General features: G+C 62.4%; 16 protein-coding genes. 4 read left to right on the forward strand and 12 right to left on the reverse strand.

From position 1 onward, the window contains the following. Nucleotides 1-70: 70 nt before the first annotated feature. Complete coding sequence (locus ACVTFQ_RS13725; RefSeq protein ID WP_111563283.1) at nt 71-493, reverse strand: MerR family transcriptional regulator; 423 nt, start codon at nt 491-493, stop codon at nt 71-73. An 83-nt stretch (nt 494-576) separates the two neighbouring features. Between ACVTFQ_RS13725 and ACVTFQ_RS13730 the strand changes: the two genes are divergently transcribed. The 3 genes from ACVTFQ_RS13730 (at nt 577) to ACVTFQ_RS13740 (ending at nt 4,233) form a co-directional block, all read left to right on the forward strand. Next, complete coding sequence (locus tag ACVTFQ_RS13730; protein WP_111563284.1) at nt 577-2,895, forward strand: heavy metal translocating P-type ATPase; 2,319 nt, start codon at nt 577-579, stop codon at nt 2,893-2,895. A 473-nt stretch (nt 2,896-3,368) separates the two neighbouring features. Then, entirely contained in the window at nt 3,369-3,743 is a 375-nt protein-coding gene (locus ACVTFQ_RS13735; RefSeq protein WP_146618500.1) for a hypothetical protein, read from the forward strand. Between the two features lie 160 nt (nt 3,744-3,903). Continuing rightward, entirely contained in the window at nt 3,904-4,233 is a 330-nt protein-coding gene (locus ACVTFQ_RS13740; RefSeq protein WP_111563286.1) for a hypothetical protein, read from the forward strand. Between the two features lie 71 nt (nt 4,234-4,304). On the opposite strand, the gene ACVTFQ_RS13745 is transcribed toward ACVTFQ_RS13740, so the two are convergent. The 4 genes from ACVTFQ_RS13745 to ACVTFQ_RS13760 all read right to left on the reverse strand — a co-directional run bounded on the left by ACVTFQ_RS13745 (nt 4,305) and on the right by ACVTFQ_RS13760 (nt 8,533). Beyond that, nucleotides 4,305-4,463: an entericidin gene (locus tag ACVTFQ_RS13745; protein WP_111563287.1), complete on the reverse strand. Its 159-nt coding sequence runs from the start codon at nt 4,461-4,463 to the stop codon at nt 4,305-4,307. Nucleotides 4,464-4,616: 153 nt separating this feature from the next. Further along, nucleotides 4,617-6,212, reverse strand: coding sequence for a phosphoglycerate dehydrogenase (serA, locus tag ACVTFQ_RS13750; protein WP_111563288.1), 1,596 nt, complete (start codon nt 6,210-6,212; stop codon nt 4,617-4,619). An 86-nt stretch (nt 6,213-6,298) separates the two neighbouring features. Beyond that, nucleotides 6,299-7,480: a phosphoserine transaminase gene (locus ACVTFQ_RS13755; protein ID WP_111563289.1), complete on the reverse strand. Its 1,182-nt coding sequence runs from the start codon at nt 7,478-7,480 to the stop codon at nt 6,299-6,301. Between the two features lie 207 nt (nt 7,481-7,687). Beyond that, entirely contained in the window at nt 7,688-8,533 is an 846-nt protein-coding gene (locus tag ACVTFQ_RS13760) for an outer membrane protein (protein ID WP_047509320.1), read from the reverse strand. 365 nt (nt 8,534-8,898) lie between these two features. Here ACVTFQ_RS13760 and ACVTFQ_RS13765 point away from each other — a divergent pair, with 365 nt between their 5' ends. After that, complete coding sequence (locus ACVTFQ_RS13765) at nt 8,899-9,102, forward strand: hypothetical protein (RefSeq protein WP_111563290.1); 204 nt, start codon at nt 8,899-8,901, stop codon at nt 9,100-9,102. A gap of 77 nt (nt 9,103-9,179) precedes the next feature. Here ACVTFQ_RS13765 and glmM read toward each other — a convergent pair whose 3' ends face one another. The 7 genes from glmM to ACVTFQ_RS13800 all read right to left on the reverse strand — a co-directional run bounded on the left by glmM (nt 9,180) and on the right by ACVTFQ_RS13800 (nt 18,709). Beyond that, a complete protein-coding gene (gene glmM, locus ACVTFQ_RS13770) occupies nt 9,180-10,532 on the reverse strand; it encodes a phosphoglucosamine mutase (protein WP_111563291.1) in 1,353 nt (450 codons plus the stop codon). Between the two features lie 239 nt (nt 10,533-10,771). After that, nucleotides 10,772-12,700, reverse strand: coding sequence for an ATP-dependent zinc metalloprotease FtsH (ftsH, locus tag ACVTFQ_RS13775; protein WP_026283219.1), 1,929 nt, complete (start codon nt 12,698-12,700; stop codon nt 10,772-10,774). 98 nt (nt 12,701-12,798) lie between these two features. Beyond that, nucleotides 12,799-14,322, reverse strand: coding sequence for a tRNA lysidine(34) synthetase TilS (gene tilS / locus ACVTFQ_RS13780; RefSeq protein ID WP_111563292.1), 1,524 nt, complete (start codon nt 14,320-14,322; stop codon nt 12,799-12,801). Nucleotides 14,323-14,334: 12 nt separating this feature from the next. Then, a complete protein-coding gene (gene ybgF, locus ACVTFQ_RS13785) occupies nt 14,335-15,381 on the reverse strand; it encodes a tol-pal system protein YbgF (protein ID WP_112435319.1) in 1,047 nt (348 codons plus the stop codon). Nucleotides 15,382-15,561: 180 nt separating this feature from the next. Beyond that, complete coding sequence (gene pal / locus ACVTFQ_RS13790) at nt 15,562-16,092, reverse strand: peptidoglycan-associated lipoprotein Pal (protein ID WP_026283220.1); 531 nt, start codon at nt 16,090-16,092, stop codon at nt 15,562-15,564. A gap of 156 nt (nt 16,093-16,248) precedes the next feature. Next, the gene (gene tolB, locus ACVTFQ_RS13795) at nt 16,249-17,559 is read right to left on the reverse strand and encodes a Tol-Pal system beta propeller repeat protein TolB (protein WP_018899620.1); all 1,311 of its coding nucleotides are present in this window, start codon (nt 17,557-17,559) and stop codon (nt 16,249-16,251) included. Between the two features lie 22 nt (nt 17,560-17,581). Then, nucleotides 17,582-18,709, reverse strand: a complete 1,128-nt coding sequence (locus ACVTFQ_RS13800; protein ID WP_047509331.1) for a cell envelope integrity TolA family protein — start codon at nt 18,707-18,709, stop codon at nt 17,582-17,584.

Consider the following 18,709-nt stretch of genomic DNA (forward strand, 5'->3'; position numbering starts at 1 on the left):
TAACCGCTTGTTATGATGTTTCGCGGCTTTTCTTCACACACTGGAAAGGTGTGCACAAAGATCGCCCAACTCAATGATGACTATGCGCGCACTGCCCGTGATCGGCCAGAACCTCGATCACCCGGCACTGATCAACCCGCCCGTGGCCGCATCCGGCGACCATGGCCTCCAGTTCCACCTTCAGCGCCATCAGGCTGCGGATGCGCTGCTCGACATCAATAAGCCGCGCCTTGGCGATCGCATCGGCCGAGGCGCAGGATTGGTTCGGATCGTCCTGCAGGATGAGAAGCGTGCGGATCGCATCGACCTCGAAGCCAAGTTCGCGGGCATGGCGGATGAACACGAGACGGCTGATATCGGCGGGCTCGTAGGAGCGCTGGTTGCCCTCGCTGCGACTTGGCGCGCTCAATAGCCCGATGCCCTCGTAATAACGGATCGTCGGCACCTTTACGCCGCTTTGGCGCGATGCCTCGCCGATGGTGATCTTTTTCATCATTTCCCCCTTGCACCTCTAGTCGCTAGAGGATGTAGGAAGGATGCTCGTCAATGACAAGGAAGCCCAAAAGGAAGCCGATGATGAGCGACAGGATCGAGAAGCGCTACAGGGTCGACGGCATGGATTGCGCCAGCTGCGCGGCCAAGATCGACACCGCCGTACGCCGCGTCTCCGGCGTCGAGGACGTCTCGGTGTCGGTAACATCAGGCACCATGACCGTGCGCCACGACGGCAGCAGCGACCTTGCCGCGATCGAAAAGAAGGTGACCGGCCTCGGCTACGGCCTGCGCCCCTTCGCGACCACCGAGGCACCCCGCCCGAGCGGCCACGGCGCCGAGCATGTGCACGGACCGGACTGCGGCCATGATCACGGACACAGCCATACGCGGGACCATGCGCATGACGACCACGATCATGATCATGATCATGATCACGGCCACCATGACCACGCACACGATCATGCTCACGACAGCCAAAGCGTCCCCGCCGAAATCGAAGGCCTGCATGGTCATGACCACACGCCCATGTCAGGCCCATGGTGGCAGAGCCGCAAGGGCCGCCTGACGATCCTCTCGGGCGCTGCCCTCGTCATCGCCTATATCGTCGGCCATCTCGTCCCCTCGATCGCGCCCTATGCCTTTATCGCCGCGATGCTGGTTGGTCTCATCCCGATCGCCCGCCGCGCGATCATGGCCGCGCTGTCGGGCACGCCCTTCTCGATCGAGATGCTGATGACCATCGCCGCCGTCGGCGCCGTCATCATCCATGCCGGCGAGGAAGCCGCAACCGTGGTCTTCCTGTTCCTGGTCGGTGAACTGCTGGAAGGTGTGGCATCAGGCAAGGCGCGCGCCAGCATCCAGTCGCTGACGACGCTGGTGCCGAAAAGCGCCCTTCTAGAAGAGGGCGGCGCAACCCGCGAGGTGCCGGCCGAAACGCTTGCCGTCGGCTCGACCATCCTCGTGCGCCCCGGCGACCGCATCTCCGCCGACGGCATCATCTTGTCCGGCGAGAGCGCGATCGACGAGGCCCCGGTGACAGGCGAAAGCACGCCGGTGCGCAAGGGCGAAGGCGACGTCGTCTTCGCGGGAACGGTCAATGGCGACGCGGCCCTGCGCGTCAAGGTGACGGCCGCTGCCGCCGACAACACCATCGCCCGCGTCGTGCGCCTCGTCGAGGAAGCGCAGGAGAAGAAGGCGCCGACCGAGCGCTTCATCGACCGCTTCTCACGCTATTACACACCGGGTGTCGTCGTCGTTGCCGCCCTCGTCGCCATCCTGCCGCCGCTGGTTATAGGCGGCGCGTGGGACGAGTGGATCTACAAGGGCCTCGCGATCCTCTTGATCGGCTGCCCCTGCGCGCTTGTCATCTCCACGCCCGCCGCCATCGCCGCCTCGCTGTCCTCAGGCGCGCGACGCGGCCTGCTGCTCAAGGGCGGCGCGGTTCTCGAGACGCTGGGCAAGATCAACGCCGTGGCGCTCGACAAGACCGGTACGCTGACGCAGGGCAAACCTGTCGTCACCGACATATTGAGCTTCGGCAAGCCAGAAGCCGAGGTGCTGACCTATGCCGCCGCACTCGAGACCGGCTCCAGTCACCCGCTGGCGCTCGCCATCCTCGGCAGGGCCGCGCGCGACGCCATCGCCATTCCGCAGGCAACCGACGCCAAGGCGCTGGGCGGCAAGGGCGTGACCGCGACCGTCGCCGGCCTTCAGGTCTTCCTCGGCTCCCCCAAGGCGGCTGCCGAACGAGCAGCACTCTCGGACGATGAGCAAGCGCGCATCACCAGGCTGAACGACGAAGGCAAGACCGTCTCCGTGCTTGTCGTCGGCAACCAGCTGGCCGGCGCCATCGCCATGCGCGACGAGCCGCGTGACGACGCCAAATCGGGCTTGAAGGCGCTGACCGACGCCGGTGTCCGGATCGTCATGCTGACAGGCGACAACGCCCGCACCGCCAACGCCATCGGCAAGGAACTCGGCATCGAGGTTCGCGCCGAGCTGATGCCCGAGGACAAGCAGCGCATTGTCGGCGAGTTGCAGAAGAGCGGCCTGAAGGTCGCAAAGGTCGGCGACGGCATCAACGACGCGCCGGCGCTGGCTGCGGCCGATGTCGGCATCGCCATGGGCGGCGGCACGGATGTCGCGCTGGAGACGGCCGATGCCGCGATCCTGCACGGCCGCGTTTCCGACGTCGCCGCCATGATCGCGCTGTCGAAGCGCACCATGCGCAATATCGGCGAGAACATCTCGATCGCGCTCGGCCTGAAGGCGGTCTTCCTGGTTACGACCATCGCCGGCATCACCGGCCTCTGGCCCGCCATTCTCGCGGACACCGGCGCCACGGTGCTGGTGACGATCAACGCATTGCGATTGCTACGGCCGATTTCGTCAAAGGCTTAAGACTATGTTAACAGCACGCGTGGCGCGCATTTTCCCGTGAATTTTGAGGGGTGAAGCGCGCCACGATCCCCAGGGCGTGTATTCTCCAATCTATTCAACTAGATGCAAAATTAGATCATTAAACATTTCTTAAAAAGCGACGGCTGTTTGAGAGATTTTCGCAAGAGGTTGCCTCTATCCGGCGCGAGTCATTCAATTTGCAAGGCTCGCATATGTTCCTAGACGGCATATTTTATCCCAATCAACCATCAAGTGGATCCAGCTCCACCACAAGCCCATCGCAAGGCGCATCGGAGACAACGGCACCGCCCGAGCAATCGGCCTCCCCTTCCCCGGCAAGCGAAGAGCCCACCAGCTATCCGCCGGAGGAAACCGACGATCAGACCTACAGCGCTGAGCCGCAAACCGAACCTCAGGCACCGGCTGCCGATGATACGCAACAGGCAACCCCAACACATCAGGCAAGCGATCCGGTGACGTCAGGCGAGGCCAGCGAGCCAGCCGAACAACCGGCATCGGAAAGCCAGCCGGCTTCCAGTACCGGCGCGACAAGCGGCACGGCCCCCATTGCAACACCATTGCCGACCGCTCCGACGCACGCCGCAGGCGCCTCTGCCTCGAAGGCATCGACGACATCGGCGAGCGCCGTCAGCAAGCGCGACGATATCGACCTGACTGATCTTGTACGCGAGCAGGCGCAGCAGACGAGCGAATCCCAGCGGCTCCGGTCGATGTTCGCGAACGGTTCGACCGGCGCGGCATCGCCGTTCCTGTCGCTCTTCGGCGTCGAGGCCGGCAGCGAGGAAAGCCGCGTCAACGCCGTCACGCTTCTCTACCAGCAGTTTTGACGGCGCGTGTCGCGGAACGCCCGCGATCAACATCACAAAGCCCGGCGCAGCCTCCCGCGCCGGCTTTCGCGGTTCGTGCGCCGCAACCGGAAGGCAGCGCCTGCCACATTCTGGAACCTATCTCTTCCTCGCGCGTTTGTGATCGAGGAGGAGAAGCACCATGACCAATGATTTCAATCGTCCGAATGCCGCGAACACCCCACCGGCGAAGAGTTCGTCGAAAACCATGTGGGTTGCAATCGCACTTCTGGTCGTCATCGTCGCCCTGGCGGCAACCTATTGGCCAAGGGGCGCTTCGGCTCCCACGGCAACCGCGCCGAGCGCAACGGCACCCGTGACCGAACCCGCGGCACCCGCAACGCCGCCCGCCTCGCAGGCCACTCCGCCGGCTGCAACGCCACCGGCCGCAGCGCCCGCGACGCCGGCCCCGGCAACGCCAGCACCGGCGACCCCTGCTCCCGCAGCACCGGCTCCCGCGAACCCGCAGTAAAAGCCGGATCGATCGAAGATAACGAAAAGCCCGCCAATCCAGGCGGGCTTTTTTGCATACGTGACCGATGCTTAGTTCTGGCCGGCCTTCAGCACCCGGTGCGTGCTGTCATCGACGGCATTGCCCATCTGGCGGCCGTCCTTGGCGAGGCCGTTGGCGGTGTTGGCGCAGGACGACAGCGCCAGCAGCGAGGTGAGCGCAATGGCGATGGCGGCGGCAAATCGTGTCATGAAAATCTCCCTAATGATCGGCCGGAGCGGCACGCAATCAGGTAGATAGCGCCCGCCGGCCTGCGATCAACGCCGCCGCGAAAGCCTGAAAACAGAAAACCCGGCACAGTCGCCTGCGCCGGGTCTCTTCACATCTTCCCTGGGAGGAAAGCCTCAATCAACAGCAAATACGAGCGGCTTGGCCTGTCGGATTGCTGGGTTGGCGGTCAATTTTCCAAGGACGTCGTCGCTGACAGGGCCATCGACATAAAGCAGCGCGATCGCGTCACCGCCCTGCTCGCCACGGCCGAGCTGGAAGTTGGCGATGTTGACGCCGGCGGCACCCAGCGTCGTACCGATGAAGCCGATCATGCCGGGAACGTCGGTGTTGGAGATGTAGACCATGTTCGCGCCGACATCGCCGTCGAGGTTGATGCCCTTGATCTGGATGAAGCGCGGCTTGCCGTCGGAGAAGACAGTGCCGGCGACCGAGCGGGTCTGCTTGTCGGTCTTGACCGTGAGCTTGATGTAGCCGTCGTAAACGCCGGTCTTGTCGCGCTTGACCTCGGAAAGAACGATGCCCTTTTCCTTGATCATGATCGGTGCCGAAACCATGTTGACGTCGGCGACCTGGTTGCGGATGAGGCCGGCGAGCAACGCAGACGTCAGAGCCTTGGTGTTCATCGTCGCGGTCGCGCCGTCGAACAGGATCTCGATTTCCTTGATCGGGTCTTCCGAGACCTGGCCGACGAAGGCGCCGAGAACGTCGGCGAGCTTGATGAACGGCTTCAGGATCGGTGCTTCTTCAGCGGTGATCGAGGGCATGTTGATGGCGTTGGAAACGGCACCCTTGACGAGGTAGTCCGACATCTGCTCGGCAACCTGAAGGGCAACGTTTTCCTGCGCTTCCGTGGTCGATGCGCCGAGATGCGGCGTGCAGACGACGTTGGGCAGGCCGAACAGCGGGCTTTCCTTGGCGGGCTCGACTTCGAAGACGTCGAAGCCGGCGCCGGCGACGTGGCCGGACTTGATGGCTTCGGCAAGCGCTGCTTCATCGACCAGGCCGCCACGGGCGCAGTTGATGATGCGGACGCCGGGCTTGGTCTTCGCGAGGTTTTCCTTGCCGAGAATGCCGCGGGTCTTGTCGGTCATCGGCACGTGCAGCGTGATGAAGTCGGCCTTGGCGAGAAGCTCGTCGAGCTCGACCTTGGTGACGCCCATCTCCTGAGCGCGCTCGACAGAGAGGAAGGGGTCGTAGGCGAGAACATGCATGCCGAGGCCAATGGCCTTCTTGCAGACGATGCCGCCGATATTGCCGGCGCCGATGACGCCGAGCGTCTTGCCGGTGATTTCGACACCCATGAACTTCGACTTTTCCCACTTGCCGGCCTGCGTGGAGGCGTCGGCCTGCGGCAGCTGGCGGGCAACGGCGAACATCAGAGCGATGGCGTGTTCAGCCGTCGTGATCGAGTTGCCGAACGGGGTGTTCATGACGATGATACCGCGGCGCGAGGCGGCCGGGATATCGACGTTGTCGACACCGATGCCGGCGCGGCCGATGACCTTGAGGTTGGTCGCAGCGGCGATCAGCTTTTCCGTCGCCTTGGTGGCGGAGCGGATGGCGAGACCGTCGTAATTGCCGATGATTTCGGCGAGCTTGTCCTTGTCCTTGCCGAGTTGCGGCTGGAAATCGACTTCGACGCCGCGATCACGGAAGATCTGGACGGCGGTTTCCGACAGTTCGTCGGATACGAGAACGCGAGGTGCCATTGGGGGCTTCCTTCAAAAGGTTCAACGATGGAATGTAATCGGGATTGCGAGGCTCCGCTTTTTCAGCGGAGCCGGATGCGATCAACTCAGGCAGCAGCCTGGGAAAGCGTTGCCTTCTGGGTCGAAAACGCCCAGGAAAGCCACGGCATCAGCTTCTGCATGTCTGCAGTTTCGATCGTGGCGCCGGCCCAGATGCGCAGGCCGGACGGCGCGTCGCGGTAATGGCCGATGTCGTAGGCGACACCTTCCTTGTCGAGCAGGCTGACGATGCCCTTGGCGAAGTTCGCCTGACCGTCGGCGTCGAGCGCCAGAACGTCCTTGTCGGTGATCTTCAGGCAAACGGACGTGTTGGAAGCCGTCTCGGCCTTGACCGAAAGGTTGGCGATCCAGTCATTGGCAGCGACGAAGTCGGCGATGACCTTGGCATTGGCGTCGGCGCGAGCCATCAGGCTCTTCAGGCCGCCGACATCCTTCGACCAGAGCAGCGCATCGATATAGTCCTCGACGCAGAGCATCGACGGCGTGTTGATGGTTTCGCCGGTGAAGATGCCCTCGATCAGCTTGCCGCCCGAGGTCATGCGGAAAATCTTCGGCAGCGGCCAGGCCGGTGCGTAGGTCGTCAGACGCTCGACGGCGCGCGGCGACAGGATGATGACGCCATGAGCGCCCTCACCGCCGAGAACCTTCTGCCAGGAGAAGGTGACGACATCGAGCTTGGCGAAATCGAGGTTCTGCGCGAAGGCGGCAGAGGTCGCGTCGCAGATCGTCAGACCCTTGCGGTCGGCGGGAATGAAATCGCCGTTCGGGACGCGAACGCCCGAGGTGGTGCCGTTCCAGGTGAAGACGACGTCGCGGTCGAAATCGATGGTCGAGAGATCGGGCAGTTCGCCGTAACCGGCTTCGATCTTGCGAACGTCTTTCAGCTTCAGCTGCTTGACGACATCGGTGACCCAACCGGCGCCAAAGCTTTCCCAGGCGACCATGTCGACGCCGCGCTCGCCGAGCAGCGACCAGAGCGCCATTTCGACGGCGCCGGTATCGGAAGCAGGCACGATGCCGATGCGGTAATCCGCAGGCACTTCGAGAACTTCGCGTGTGAGATCAATGGCTTGCTTGAGCTTCGTCTTTCCGATCTTCGCGCGATGCGAACGGCCGAGCGGCGCGTCAGAAAGGGCTTCGAGCGACCAACCAGGGCGCTTCGAGCAAGGGCCAGAAGAAAAATGGGTGTTGTTCGGACGGACGTCCGGCTTCGCGGTGGCAGTGGCCATGTGTATACCCTTCCAGGTAATTAGCCTCTCGTTGGGGAGAGGTGTCCCGCCGCCGTAGATACAGATGTGGCCAGATATCGTCAACTTACAAATGTCGCGCCCTGAGGATTTTTTGACGCAGGAGCGACGCGACGAGAAACGAGAAAAGCCGCCCCAAGGGACGGCTTTCCAAGATGTGGAGACAATGTCTCGTTTGAATACAGGGCCTTACTTGTAGACCGGCTGCTGCAGCGGAATTTCCGGAGCAGGCTCGTAGGACGCCGTCTGGCAACCGCCGAACAGGTAGCGGGCGCCGACGCGTGCTTCGTGAACGTTGAAGCCCTTGTCGCGGCCCGGGCCGCCGTTTTCGTTGTAGCCGAACATGTCGCCGCCGTTGACGTGCAGGAAGCGGTAGCCGACGTCGGCCTTGACGTTGCAGGTGACGTCGATCGATGCACCGGCCATCAGGCCGTAGCTGAAGCGCCAGCCGCCCTTGCCGCCGTGAATGACCGTGTCATCGCAACCATTGCCGCTGCCGCTCGTGTCGCAAGACGTGTTGTTCAGGTCCTTCCACTTGACGTAGGTGCCGCCGATGCCTGCGCCGACGTAAGGCGTAACGTAGCCGTAGGTGCCGAGATCGACATAGGCGTTGGCCATCAGCGACCATGCGGTCAGCGAGGAAAGATCGGTCGAGGAGCAGGTAACCTGGCAGGCGCCGAAGGCAGAGCCACCGCCGCTGGTCGAGCCATGGAAGTCGGACTTGCCGAGATAATCCAGCGTCACGTCGGTGCGGAGATAGTTGTTGATCTGGTAACCGACACCGCCGCCGATGGTCCAGGCATCGTCGAGATCGGAGCGGTCGAAATCGACTTCGCTGGCATTGCTGCCCTGGAAGTATTTCGCGCCACGCAGGTCGTTGAAGCCGTAGCCGACATCGCCGCGCAGATACCAGCCGGTCGCTTCGGTCACGGTGACCTCGGGAGCGGCGATCGGTTCGGCGGGCATGAGGTCCGCGGCATAAGCATTCGAGGTAATGAGCAATGCGGCGAAGACGCCAGACAAGCTTCTCTTCATGGATCCCACTCCAAGGTTCGACGCCTGGCAGGATCGAGCTCCGCCAGTTGAATACGTTTCGGTAAGGATAATGAAGTGGAAACGTTAAGCGCTGCTTAACTGTAATTGTCAAACATCGCCTTTTACTCAAAAGCGTCAGCAAGCCGCTGATCTGGTTCTGATTTTATTGCCGGGGTGAGCATCCAAAACGATCGGGCGCACGCCCTTCATCGCGTCGCTGCCACGCTAATAAAAAGCGCCCGACTTAACAAAGTTAATAGCGGTTCTGGCAGATAGGGCGTAGGGTGCATTGTCGGTCAGCACTTTTAAGGCAATGACCGCTTGGGAGTTACTAAGCGCTTCCGCCCCTTTATGGAGGTGCGCCCATGTCGAAGCTCAATAGAGCTATTTCGTTCGAAGAAGATCTATCGCCCGTTTTTGATGCCTTGTCGCTTTGGTGCAGGGAGCAAAAATTCGGGGCCGACAGTCTGCAAGGCTGCGCAGCCGCATCGAGGCTGCTCGACTTCTTCGAAGACGGTGCCATCACGACACCAGCGCTTCTCGACCTCATGCGTCGAGAGGTGATCTGACAAAATCGCGATGTACAAATGAGAATGCCCAGCCAAAGGCTGGGCATTGGCAGCTTGTGGACGGTGCCTGACGAAAATCAGGCGGCCGTGCGCACGCTTGAGATCGTGCCGATCAAGTCGTTGACGATGCGCTCGATCTGGCTGCGATCGTCGCCCTCGGCCATGACGCGGATTAAAGGCTCGGTGCCGGACGGACGGATGACCAGACGGCCGCTCTTGGCAAGCTCGGCTTCGGCATCGGCGATCGCCTGCTGCACATGCAGATCCTCCAGCGGCTTGCCGCCGGAATAGCGCACGTTGCGCAGAAGCTGCGGCACGGGCTCGAAACGGCGGCAGATTTCGCTGACCGTCTTGCCGGTGCGCTTGACCGCGACCAGGATCTGCAGCGCGGCCACGAGACCATCGCCGGTCGTGCCGTAATCCGACAGCACGATATGGCCGGACTGCTCGCCGCCGACATTGTAATTGTTGTTGCGCATGTGCTCGACCACATAGCGGTCGCCGACAGCGGTGCGCACGAGACCGAGACCCTTGCCCTGCAGGAAGCGCTCCAGCCCGAGATTGGACATGACGGTGGCGACGATGCCATCGCCGCGCAGCTGCTGGCTCTCGGCATAGCTTTCGGCGATGACGGCCATCAGCTGGTCGCCGTCGACGATCGCGCCGTTCTCATCGACGATGATCACACGGTCGGCGTCGCCATCGAGCGCGATGCCGATATCGGCGCGCACTTCGTCTACCTTCTTCTGCAAGGCCACGGGGCTGGTGGAGCCGCAGTTGAGATTGATGTTGGTGCCATTCGGCTCGTTGCCGATGACAACGACGTCGGCGCCCAGTTCCCAGAGCACGGCCGGTGCCACCTTGTAGGCTGCGCCGTTGGCGCAATCGATGGCGATCCTGAGCCCCTGCAGCGTCACGTCGCGCGGCAGCGTGCGCTTGGCATGCTCGATATAGCGGTCATGGACGCCATCGACGCGCTTGGCGCGGCCGATATCGTCGGACTTGGCAAGCTGCGCGCTCATGTCCTTCTCGAGCAGATCCTCGATCTGCATCTCCAGATCATCCGACAGCTTGTAGCCATCGGGGCCGAAGAGCTTGATGCCGTTGTCTTCATATGGGTTGTGCGAGGCGGAGATCATCACGCCGATATCGGCGCGCAGCGAGCGCGTCAGCATGGCAACGGCAGGCGTCGGAATCGGGCCGAGAACGAAGGCGTCGAGGCCGGCGGCGGTGAAACCCGCGACCATGGCGTTTTCGAGCATGTAGCCGGAAAGGCGCGTGTCCTTGCCGATAACGACCCGGTGGCGGTGGTTGCCGCGACGGAAGATCGTGCCTGCCGCGATACCGACCCGCATCGCGAGATCCGGCGTCATCGGAAACACATTGGACTGACCGCGAATACCATCAGTGCCGAAATAGCGTCTTTTCATATGCACCCCTGTGCCTTGAGCGCGCGTTACGCTGCGCATCGTCGTGTCTGCAAATTGCACGCCTGCGCGTGTTCCCTCGCCAGAGAGGCCTTCATTGAGGCCACCTTATGTCAGCGGAATGCCACAAAACGCGGCAACCATCACGTCAATTAACGAGAAAATCGATTATATCCCGTTACCAACGAAAAAGGCCGGACACCATCTCGGGTGTCCGGCCCTCTCATGATTTCCAAAGAAAATCAGTGTGGTTGCGGCTCCATGCCGCCTTCGGCCTCATCGCCCTTGGCAGGACGCGTGCCGGTCTTCGGCACGGCCGAGCCACGGCTTGGAGGCGTATCGTCACCGAGATCACGCGACGGCTTTTCACCGCGAATCAACGCCTTGATCTCTTCGCCGGTCAGCGTCTCGTATTCGAGCAGCCCTTCGGCGATGGCCACGAACGCGTCGTGGTCATCGGTCAGGATGCGGCGCGCTTCGGCGTAGGCTTCGTCGATCAGCTTGCGAACTTCCGAATCGATCGTCATCGCCGTCGCTTCGGACACGTTCTTCGACTGCGAAACCGAGTGGCCGAGGAAGACTTCCTGCTGGTTTTCACCATAGGAAACCTGGCCGAGCTTGTCGGAGAAGCCCCACTGGGTGACCATCGCACGGGCAAGCTTGGTGGCCTGCTCGATGTCGGACGATGCGCCCGATGTGATGTTCTCCTTGCCGAAGGTGAGCTCTTCCGCAACGCGGCCGCCCATCATGATGACGAGGCGCGAGACCATCCACTTGTAGCTCATCGAGTAGCGGTCGCCCTCGGGAAGCTGCATGACCATGCCGAGTGCACGGCCGCGCGGAATGATCGTCGCCTTGTGCAGCGGATCGGCCACCGGAACCTTGAGCGCCGTGATGGCGTGGCCGGCTTCGTGGTAGGCGGTCAGCTTCTTTTCGGCTTCGGTCATGGCGGACGAGCGGCGTTCGGCGCCCATCATGATCTTGTCCTTGGCGTCTTCGAATTCCTGCATGGTGACGACGCGCTTGTTGCGACGCGCAGCCATCAGGGCAGCTTCGTTGACGAGGTTCATCAGATCGGCACCGGAGAAGCCGGGCGTACCGCGAGCCAGAACCTTGAGATCGACATTCGGCGCCAGCGGCACGTTGCGGGCGTGAACCTTGAGGATACGCTCGCGGCCGACGATATCGGGGTTCGGAACGACGACCTGGCGGTCGAAGCGGCCCGGACGCAGCAGCGCCGGATCGAGAACGTCGGGACGGTTGGTCGCCGCGATCAGGATGATGCCTTCGTTTGCTTCGAAGCCGTCCATCTCGACCAGCAGCTGGTTCAGCGTCTGCTCGCGTTCGTCGTTACCGCCGCCGAGACCGGCGCCACGATGGCGGCCGACGGCGTCGATTTCGTCGATGAAGATGATGCAAGGCGCGTTCTTCTTGGCCTGCTCAAACATGTCGCGGACGCGGCTTGCGCCGACACCGACGAACATTTCGACGAAGTCGGAACCCGAGATCGTGAAGAACGGAACGTTTGCTTCGCCTGCGACGGAGCGTGCGAGCAGCGTCTTACCGGTACCGGGAGGGCCGACCAGCAGCACGCCGCGCGGAATCTTGCCGCCGAGACGCTGGAACTTCTGCGGATCGCGCAGGAATTCTACGATTTCCTCGAGGTCCTGCTTGGCTTCGTCGACGCCGGCGACGTCATCGAACGTGACGCGGCCATGCGCTTCGGTGAGCAGCTTTGCCTTCGACTTGCCGAAGCCCATCGCGCCGCGCGAACCACCCTGCATCTGCCGCATGAAGAACAGCCAGACGCCGAGGATGAGAAGCATCGGCAGCAAGGTGCCGAGATAGCTCAGGAAACCGGAAGAACCGTCGGTTTCGGGACGTGCCGAAACGAGAACATTCTTCGTCTGCAGACGATCGAGCAGATTGTCGTCGACTACAGGCGTATAGGTTTGGAAAGTGGTGCCATTTTCAACATAGCTGCCGGAGACGCGGTTACCCGTGACGACGACTTCCTTGACGCGGCCCGCATCCACTTCACGCAGGAACTGCGAATAAGGGATATCGCGGGAGCTGGTCTGCGCCGGCGACGTCTGGAACATACTGAAGAGGGCAATCAGCAAAAGCGCTATGATTGCCCACAAGGCGAAATTACGTAAGTTAGGGTTCATCGAACTCCCCAGCACTGGAACGACCGCCTCATGGCGACCGCTTTATTCGGTCTCTAACATAGGATTGCGTCAGGCGGTTGCCAAGGCAAACCCATCAGTTAGATGGTTTTTCCGTCAATAAGACCTAAAGGCGGTTTTGGATAGGGGCGTGTTCCAAAGGCTGCCGCGAGGCTGGTCGCGAACTTGACGTCCAATCGTGTCAAAAAACGGTCGAAGGGTGCGAAATATGGCACGAGATCGATGTGCTCGGCGAGATCGGGCGACGGGCCGGCGGCGAGGATGCGCGGTTGCGCCGCACGGGCTCGGGCGAGCGTGCTTTTGGGGAGGTTTTCCAGCGGCAAAGTAGCGCGTTTCTTATAGCCAGCTTCGTCGGGTAACCCGGCGCTCCCCTGCTCTCCCGCTGCCTCGGCGCCTCGCCCCTCTCCACCCTCATTCCTGTGCTTGTCACAGGAATCCAGCGTGCCCAAGTCCTTGGGCACAAAAGAGTCTCTTACGGCGCCGACGCGCCGTTGCTGGATTCTTGTGACAAGCACAGGAATGAGGGAGTGTGAGGCATTCGCAGCCATCACCGTCACCTCAACGCCGGAACCATTCGCCACCACATACCGCCCGTCCCAAACACCACGCTCGCCGGCGCCAATTGCAAGCGGCACCAGCCCCCGCGTCTCCCGCGCCAGATACAGCCCGTCGCGCCTCAGATCGAACACCACCCGCCCCGCCGTCATCCGACCAGGCCGGCCCGTTGCAAGAAAGTCCAGCACCGCGCCAATCTGCTCCGCCCCAAGCGCAAACGCCTGCCCGCCGATAACAGCCGCCAGCCGCGCAAGCCCATGCGCAGGCACCGCCAGATCGACACCAAGACCAGCAACACCAACCCGGGCCAGCATTCCCTCATGCACATCGACATGCGCATCGACCCACCCGGCCGCAGCCGCGTCGAGCGCCATCCGCGAAGCCGTCATCGCCTCGATCTCGGGGACCGAGATCCCCTCGCCCGCCAGCGCCTGGCGCGTCCGCACCCGCTCGTATTTCACGTCCTCGTTGCTCGGATCATCGCTCCAGCCGATACCACGGCGCTCAAGCATCGAGCGAATATCCGCCCGCAGCGAAGACAGCAGCGGTCGGGCGATCCAGATGCGGCGGTCAAACAGCACGACGTCGGCGATCCCGGTCATGGTGGCGGCCGAGCGTTGGCCGCGCATGGCAAATGTCTCGCGCTGATCGTCGAGCGTGTGGCCGGTCACAATAATGTCAGCGCCGAGTTCGACCGCCGCCTCGGCGAGCAGCCCGTAGCGGGCGTCGCGCGCCGCCGCCATGATGCCGGCCTTCGGCTTGGCGCCCTGCCAGACCTTGGTGACATGGGGAATATCAAGCGATCGGCAAAGAGCAGCGACATCGCGCGCCTCATCAGCCGATTGCGGACGCAGCGCGTGGTCGACGGTCGCGGCGCAGAGTGAAATTCTGAGATTTGGTTCGGCCTTCAGCGCATCGAAGAGCGCGATCAGCAGGCCGGTGGAATCGCTGCCGCCCGAAATCGCGACGAGAATGCGCGAGGGCTGGTCAAGCGAGGAGAGAAAGCGTCGTGTCGCCGTCTCCGGGGATAGGATGCCGTCCGGGCGCAAGACCGGAAAGCCTTAGCAGGAGAGACGCTTCTGCTCACTCGCGACCTTGGATATGACGGCGCGGGAAGCCTTGGGATAACGCTTCGGCACTTCGCGCAGCGTTGCGCAGGCGGTTTCCGTATTGTCGAGCGCGGCGAGCGACATGCCGAGCTTCAGAAGCATTTCCGGCGCCTTTTCCGACGTGCCGTACTTCTGGTGCGCGTTCAGGAAGGTCTTGGCCGATTCGTTGAACTTGCCCTGCGAATAGAGCGCTTCGCCCAGCCAGAAATTGGCGTCGGCCGCGCGCGCGCTGTTCGGATACTGGCCGATATAGGCGTTGAATTCCTTCTCGGCCGTGGAGTAGTCGCCGGAAAGCACATGGCCGTAAGCAGCCTTGTACTGATCGGCCTCGCTGCCGAGCGACGCCGTCTGCGAGCCGGCTGCACCGACCGGCGGCAGCGGGCTGGAGCCGACTTCGGCGCCCGGATTGACCGAGCCACCGATCGGATTGCCGTTCTGGTCGAACTGCATGGAGCCGAGCTGCTGCGGCGGCTGGCCGAGACCGGTGTTCTCAGGGACATCGGTCGAGGGCGACGTTTCGGGTGCCCTCGAGGTCTGGATGGCGCGGGCGACATCGTCGCCACCGCCCTGTGCCATCCCCTGGCCCTGGCCCATTCCCTGACCTTGCGCCGTCTGGTTGGAAGCCGGGATATCGGCTTCGCTCTTCTTCATCGGCTTGGATGCACCACCGGCGCTGCCGCCACCGCCGCCGCTCTTTTCCAGTTCCTGGAAGCGGAATTCATTGTCTTCCTGTGCCTTGCGGATGGTTTCCTGCATCTGCAGCAGCTGGAAGCTCATTTCCTCGATGCGGCCATTCAGCTGGCGAAGCTGATCTTCGAGCTGCTGGATGCGCACTTCCGCGCCGCCGGCCTGAACATTCACGACGGGCGCCTGCGCCGGTGCCTGGCTGGCCGTCTTGTTTCCGAAATGCAATCCGAATAGCGACGACGCGTTCGCCGACTGGCCAACCCCGGCCACCGTTGCGAGGCAGAGCATGCCCGCCACGACAAATTTCTTCATTTGGTTCGTCCTGTCCCAGTGATTCTTCGCGCCTCGATGGCACGAACAGGAGATTTTTCCAATTGCTTTCAAAAAGCAACGGAGTTCGGCCAAAGTGTGTTCAAAAAGAAAAGGCGGCCCGCGATGGAGCCGCCTTTCCAATTTGTAATAAAACCCGGCATTTTATCGCCGGATCAGCAATTACATGCCAGCGCCGCCGAGAACGGTAACGGCGCGGCGGTTCTGCGACCAGCAGGAGATGTCGTCGCAAACGGCGACCGGGCGTTCCTTGCCGTAGGAGATCGTCTTCATGCGCTGAGCCGGAACGCCGCGCGAAGCGAGGTAGTCCTTGGTGGCAGCCGCACGGCGAGCGCCGAGAGCGAGGTTGTATTCGCGCGTGCCGCGTTCGTCGGCATGGCCTTCGATCGTGATTGCGTACTTCGGATAACGGCCGAGCCACTGAGCCTGACGATCGAGCGTCTGGGCAGCGTCGGCGCGAACCGAGGTCGAGTCGGTGTCGAAGAAGATGCGGTCGCCAACGTTGACGGTGAAGTCCTGGGCCGAACCCGGCGTTGCGGCGCCGGCACCGAGGCCGAGATCACCGGCGCTGTTGGCCATGTTCTTCTTGTTGGCGCAGCCGGCAAGTGCCAGACCGGCGACGAGCGCGATCATGACCGGGTTGCGGGCGAAGTTCTGCATGCGGCTCATTGCCGGGGTATGAATTCGGCTCATGGCCGGTCTCCTTGCGACTTGATTAAGGTTGCCGGACTGTAACCGTTCTCGGTTAATCGGCTTTCAAGAACTATGGTTAACGAATGGTTGATTTGGCCCTCTGTCGCCCCATTCGTAGATTTTTGAGGCGACAAGAAGGCAGGCATGCGGACTTCCCTACTCCAGAAGCGGCGACCAGGCCGGGTCGGAAGCGTATGCGGGGGTCTTGATCATCTGCTCGTTGTAACCGCTCAGATCGATCGAATAGAGCTGCGGGCCACCTGCACCCGCCGCCTGGCGGAAGAACATGATGACGCGGCCGTTCGGCGCCCAGGTCGGGCCTTCATTGTGGAAGCCCGTGGTCAGGATGCGCTCGCCCGAACCATCAGGCTTCATCACGCCGATCGAGAACTTGCCGCCCGACTGCTTGGTAAAGGCGATCAGATCGCCGCGAGGAGACCAGACCGGCGTGGAGTAGGAACCATCGCCGAAGGAGATACGCGTCTGGCCGGAACCATCGGCGCTCATCTTGTAGAGCTGCTGGCGGCCGCCGCGGTCGCTTTCGAACACGATCTGGCTGCCGTCGGGCGAATAGGACGGCGAGGTATCGATCGCGGCCGTGGACGTCAGGCGCGTCGTGGTGCGCGAACGCAGATCCATCGTGTAGATGTTGGCGTTGCCTTCCTGCTGCAGGCTCATCACCACCTTCTGGCCATCAGGCGAGAAGCGCGGGGAGAAGGTCATGCCTGGGAAGTTGCCGACCACTTCGCGCTGTCCGGTTTCCAGCTGTAGCAGGTAGACGCGCGGCTGCTGGTTGGCGAAGGACATGTAGGTGACTTCCTGCCGGTTCGGCGAGAAGCGCGGGGTCAGAACGAGGTCGCTGCCATTGGTGAGCATGCGCACGTTGAAGCCGTCCTGGTCCATGATGGCGAGCTGGCGCTTGCGCTCCTGTTTGCTGCCGGATTCCGACACGAAGACGACGCGGGTATCGAAGTAGCCTTCTTCACCGGTGATCTGCTTGTAGATCGCGTCGGCGATAATGTGGGCCACGCGGCGCCAGTTCTCAGGCTGCGTGTAAAACTGCTGGCCGGTCATCTGGCTGCCGGCGAACGTGTCCCAGAGGCGGAACTCGGCGCGAAGACGGCCGTCGGCCTCCTGCGTGACGCGGCCGGTGACCAGCGCCTGCGCGTTGATGACCTTCCAGTCCTCGAAGCGCGGAGCGGCATCCGGGTTGGAGATCTTCTCGATGAAGGCATTCTTGGCGATCGGCTTGAACAGGCCCGAGCGCTGCAGATCCGCGGCGATAACCTGCGAGACCTGGGCGCCCATGTCGCCCTGCAGGAAGTCGGTAATCGCGATCGGCAGGGGCTCGACATTGCCCTTGTTGATGTTGATTTCGACAAGCGCATGCGCCGGCGTGGCGATGACCGCGGTGGTCATCATGCCGACGGCGACCATCAGGGCGCGGAAAAGGGAACACTTGGACATAGAGGACAAGCCTTTCAGCATTTTAAAGGGCTAGATCGCTGGGGTCGAAATTGACGATGACTTCGCCCCAGGCGTCGTATTTGTCTTTCGGCAGATTGGTGAACGGCGACGACTTCATGACGGCGCGCTTGGCACCGCTGGCGAGCGCCATACGGGTCGATTCGTTGGTGCCGCCGATGGCTTCAACTTCGGGCGCGCCAATGATGTTGCCGTCAGGGTCGAGCTTCATGTGGACCCTGATGCGGACTTCGCTGGCGCCTTCCATGCCGGGAATGACCGACCAGTTGCCGGCGATCGCGCTGCGCAGCGCATCCATTTCGCTCATCGACAGCTTGGAGCCGCCGGTCGCCTTCTTGGCGCCGAGCGAGGCAACTTCGGTCGAGCTCTTGGCGCCGCCGTTCGACGGATCCTGCTTGTTCAAGAGTGCGGCGATGTCATCGGCGTTGAAGTCGCTCTTCTGCGCGGAAGAGGCCTTGGCCTTTTCCTGCTTCTTGTCGGACTTCTTCTTGTCAGACGGCTTCTCGTCGGTCTGCGCCTTGTCTTCCGTCTTCTTTTCCGCGGGCTTTTCAGCCGGCTTCTGTTCCGGCGGCTTCGGCTGCGGCTTGATTACGGGTGTCGGCACCTTGTCCGGCAATGCTTCCGCATCCGGCTTCGGCGGCTCGGGCATGTCCTGCGGCTTCTCTTCAGCCTTCGGAGGCGTCGGCGCGATTTCCGGCTTCGGCGGCGTGATCGACGCGACCTGGCTCGGCTCCACCGCCGTATCTTCCTTCATGATGTCCTTCACCTCGTTGGGCACGGGATCATTTTCCGGAAGCGGCTTTTCGGAGGCCTTCGGTGCTGCGGCCGACTCGTTGTTGTTTGGCTTGGCGTTCGGGATCGGCGGCGTCTTCAGGTCGACCTTGTTCTCGCCCATGTTCTCGGCGTTGGCCACATTGGTCGGCTTGGAGGTCGGCTTCGGCGCCGGCTTGTCGCTCGGCTTGGCCGTCTTGTCTCCCTGCTGCAACTGCGTCAGGTCCTCGACAGGCACGAGGTTGACGGGCATGGCCTCGAAATCCTCGACCTTGAACTCCGACGGGGAGCCGATCGAAATCAGCGCCCAGGCGAGCAGAGCACAGTGCAGTACAGCAGATGAGACAATACTGGCCTTCAT

This window comes from Rhizobium sp. O111 (genome assembly GCF_055616315.1).

What these genes read in the sequence shown, in the direction of transcription:
- ACVTFQ_RS13725 (WP_111563283.1), bottom strand. Translation starts at nt 493, where the DNA reads ATGAAAAAGATCACCATCGGCGAGGCATCGCGCCAAAGCGGCGTAAAG.
- ACVTFQ_RS13730 (WP_111563284.1), top strand. Translation starts at nt 577, where the DNA reads ATGAGCGACAGGATCGAGAAGCGCTACAGGGTCGACGGCATGGATTGC.
- ACVTFQ_RS13740 (WP_111563286.1), top strand. Translation starts at nt 3,904, where the DNA reads ATGACCAATGATTTCAATCGTCCGAATGCCGCGAACACCCCACCGGCG.
- ACVTFQ_RS13745 (WP_111563287.1), bottom strand. Translation starts at nt 4,463, where the DNA reads ATGACACGATTTGCCGCCGCCATCGCCATTGCGCTCACCTCGCTGCTG.
- serA (WP_111563288.1), bottom strand. Translation starts at nt 6,212, where the DNA reads ATGGCACCTCGCGTTCTCGTATCCGACGAACTGTCGGAAACCGCCGTC.
- ACVTFQ_RS13755 (WP_111563289.1), bottom strand. Translation starts at nt 7,480, where the DNA reads ATGGCCACTGCCACCGCGAAGCCGGACGTCCGTCCGAACAACACCCAT.
- ACVTFQ_RS13760 (WP_047509320.1), bottom strand. Translation starts at nt 8,533, where the DNA reads ATGAAGAGAAGCTTGTCTGGCGTCTTCGCCGCATTGCTCATTACCTCG.
- ACVTFQ_RS13765 (WP_111563290.1), top strand. Translation starts at nt 8,899, where the DNA reads ATGTCGAAGCTCAATAGAGCTATTTCGTTCGAAGAAGATCTATCGCCC.
- glmM (WP_111563291.1), bottom strand. Translation starts at nt 10,532, where the DNA reads ATGAAAAGACGCTATTTCGGCACTGATGGTATTCGCGGTCAGTCCAAT.
- ftsH (WP_026283219.1), bottom strand. Translation starts at nt 12,700, where the DNA reads ATGAACCCTAACTTACGTAATTTCGCCTTGTGGGCAATCATAGCGCTT.
- ybgF (WP_112435319.1), bottom strand. Translation starts at nt 15,381, where the DNA reads ATGAAGAAATTTGTCGTGGCGGGCATGCTCTGCCTCGCAACGGTGGCC.
- pal (WP_026283220.1), bottom strand. Translation starts at nt 16,092, where the DNA reads ATGAGCCGAATTCATACCCCGGCAATGAGCCGCATGCAGAACTTCGCC.
- tolB (WP_018899620.1), bottom strand. Translation starts at nt 17,559, where the DNA reads ATGTCCAAGTGTTCCCTTTTCCGCGCCCTGATGGTCGCCGTCGGCATG.
- ACVTFQ_RS13800 (WP_047509331.1), bottom strand. Translation starts at nt 18,709, where the DNA reads ATGAAGGCCAGTATTGTCTCATCTGCTGTACTGCACTGTGCTCTGCTC.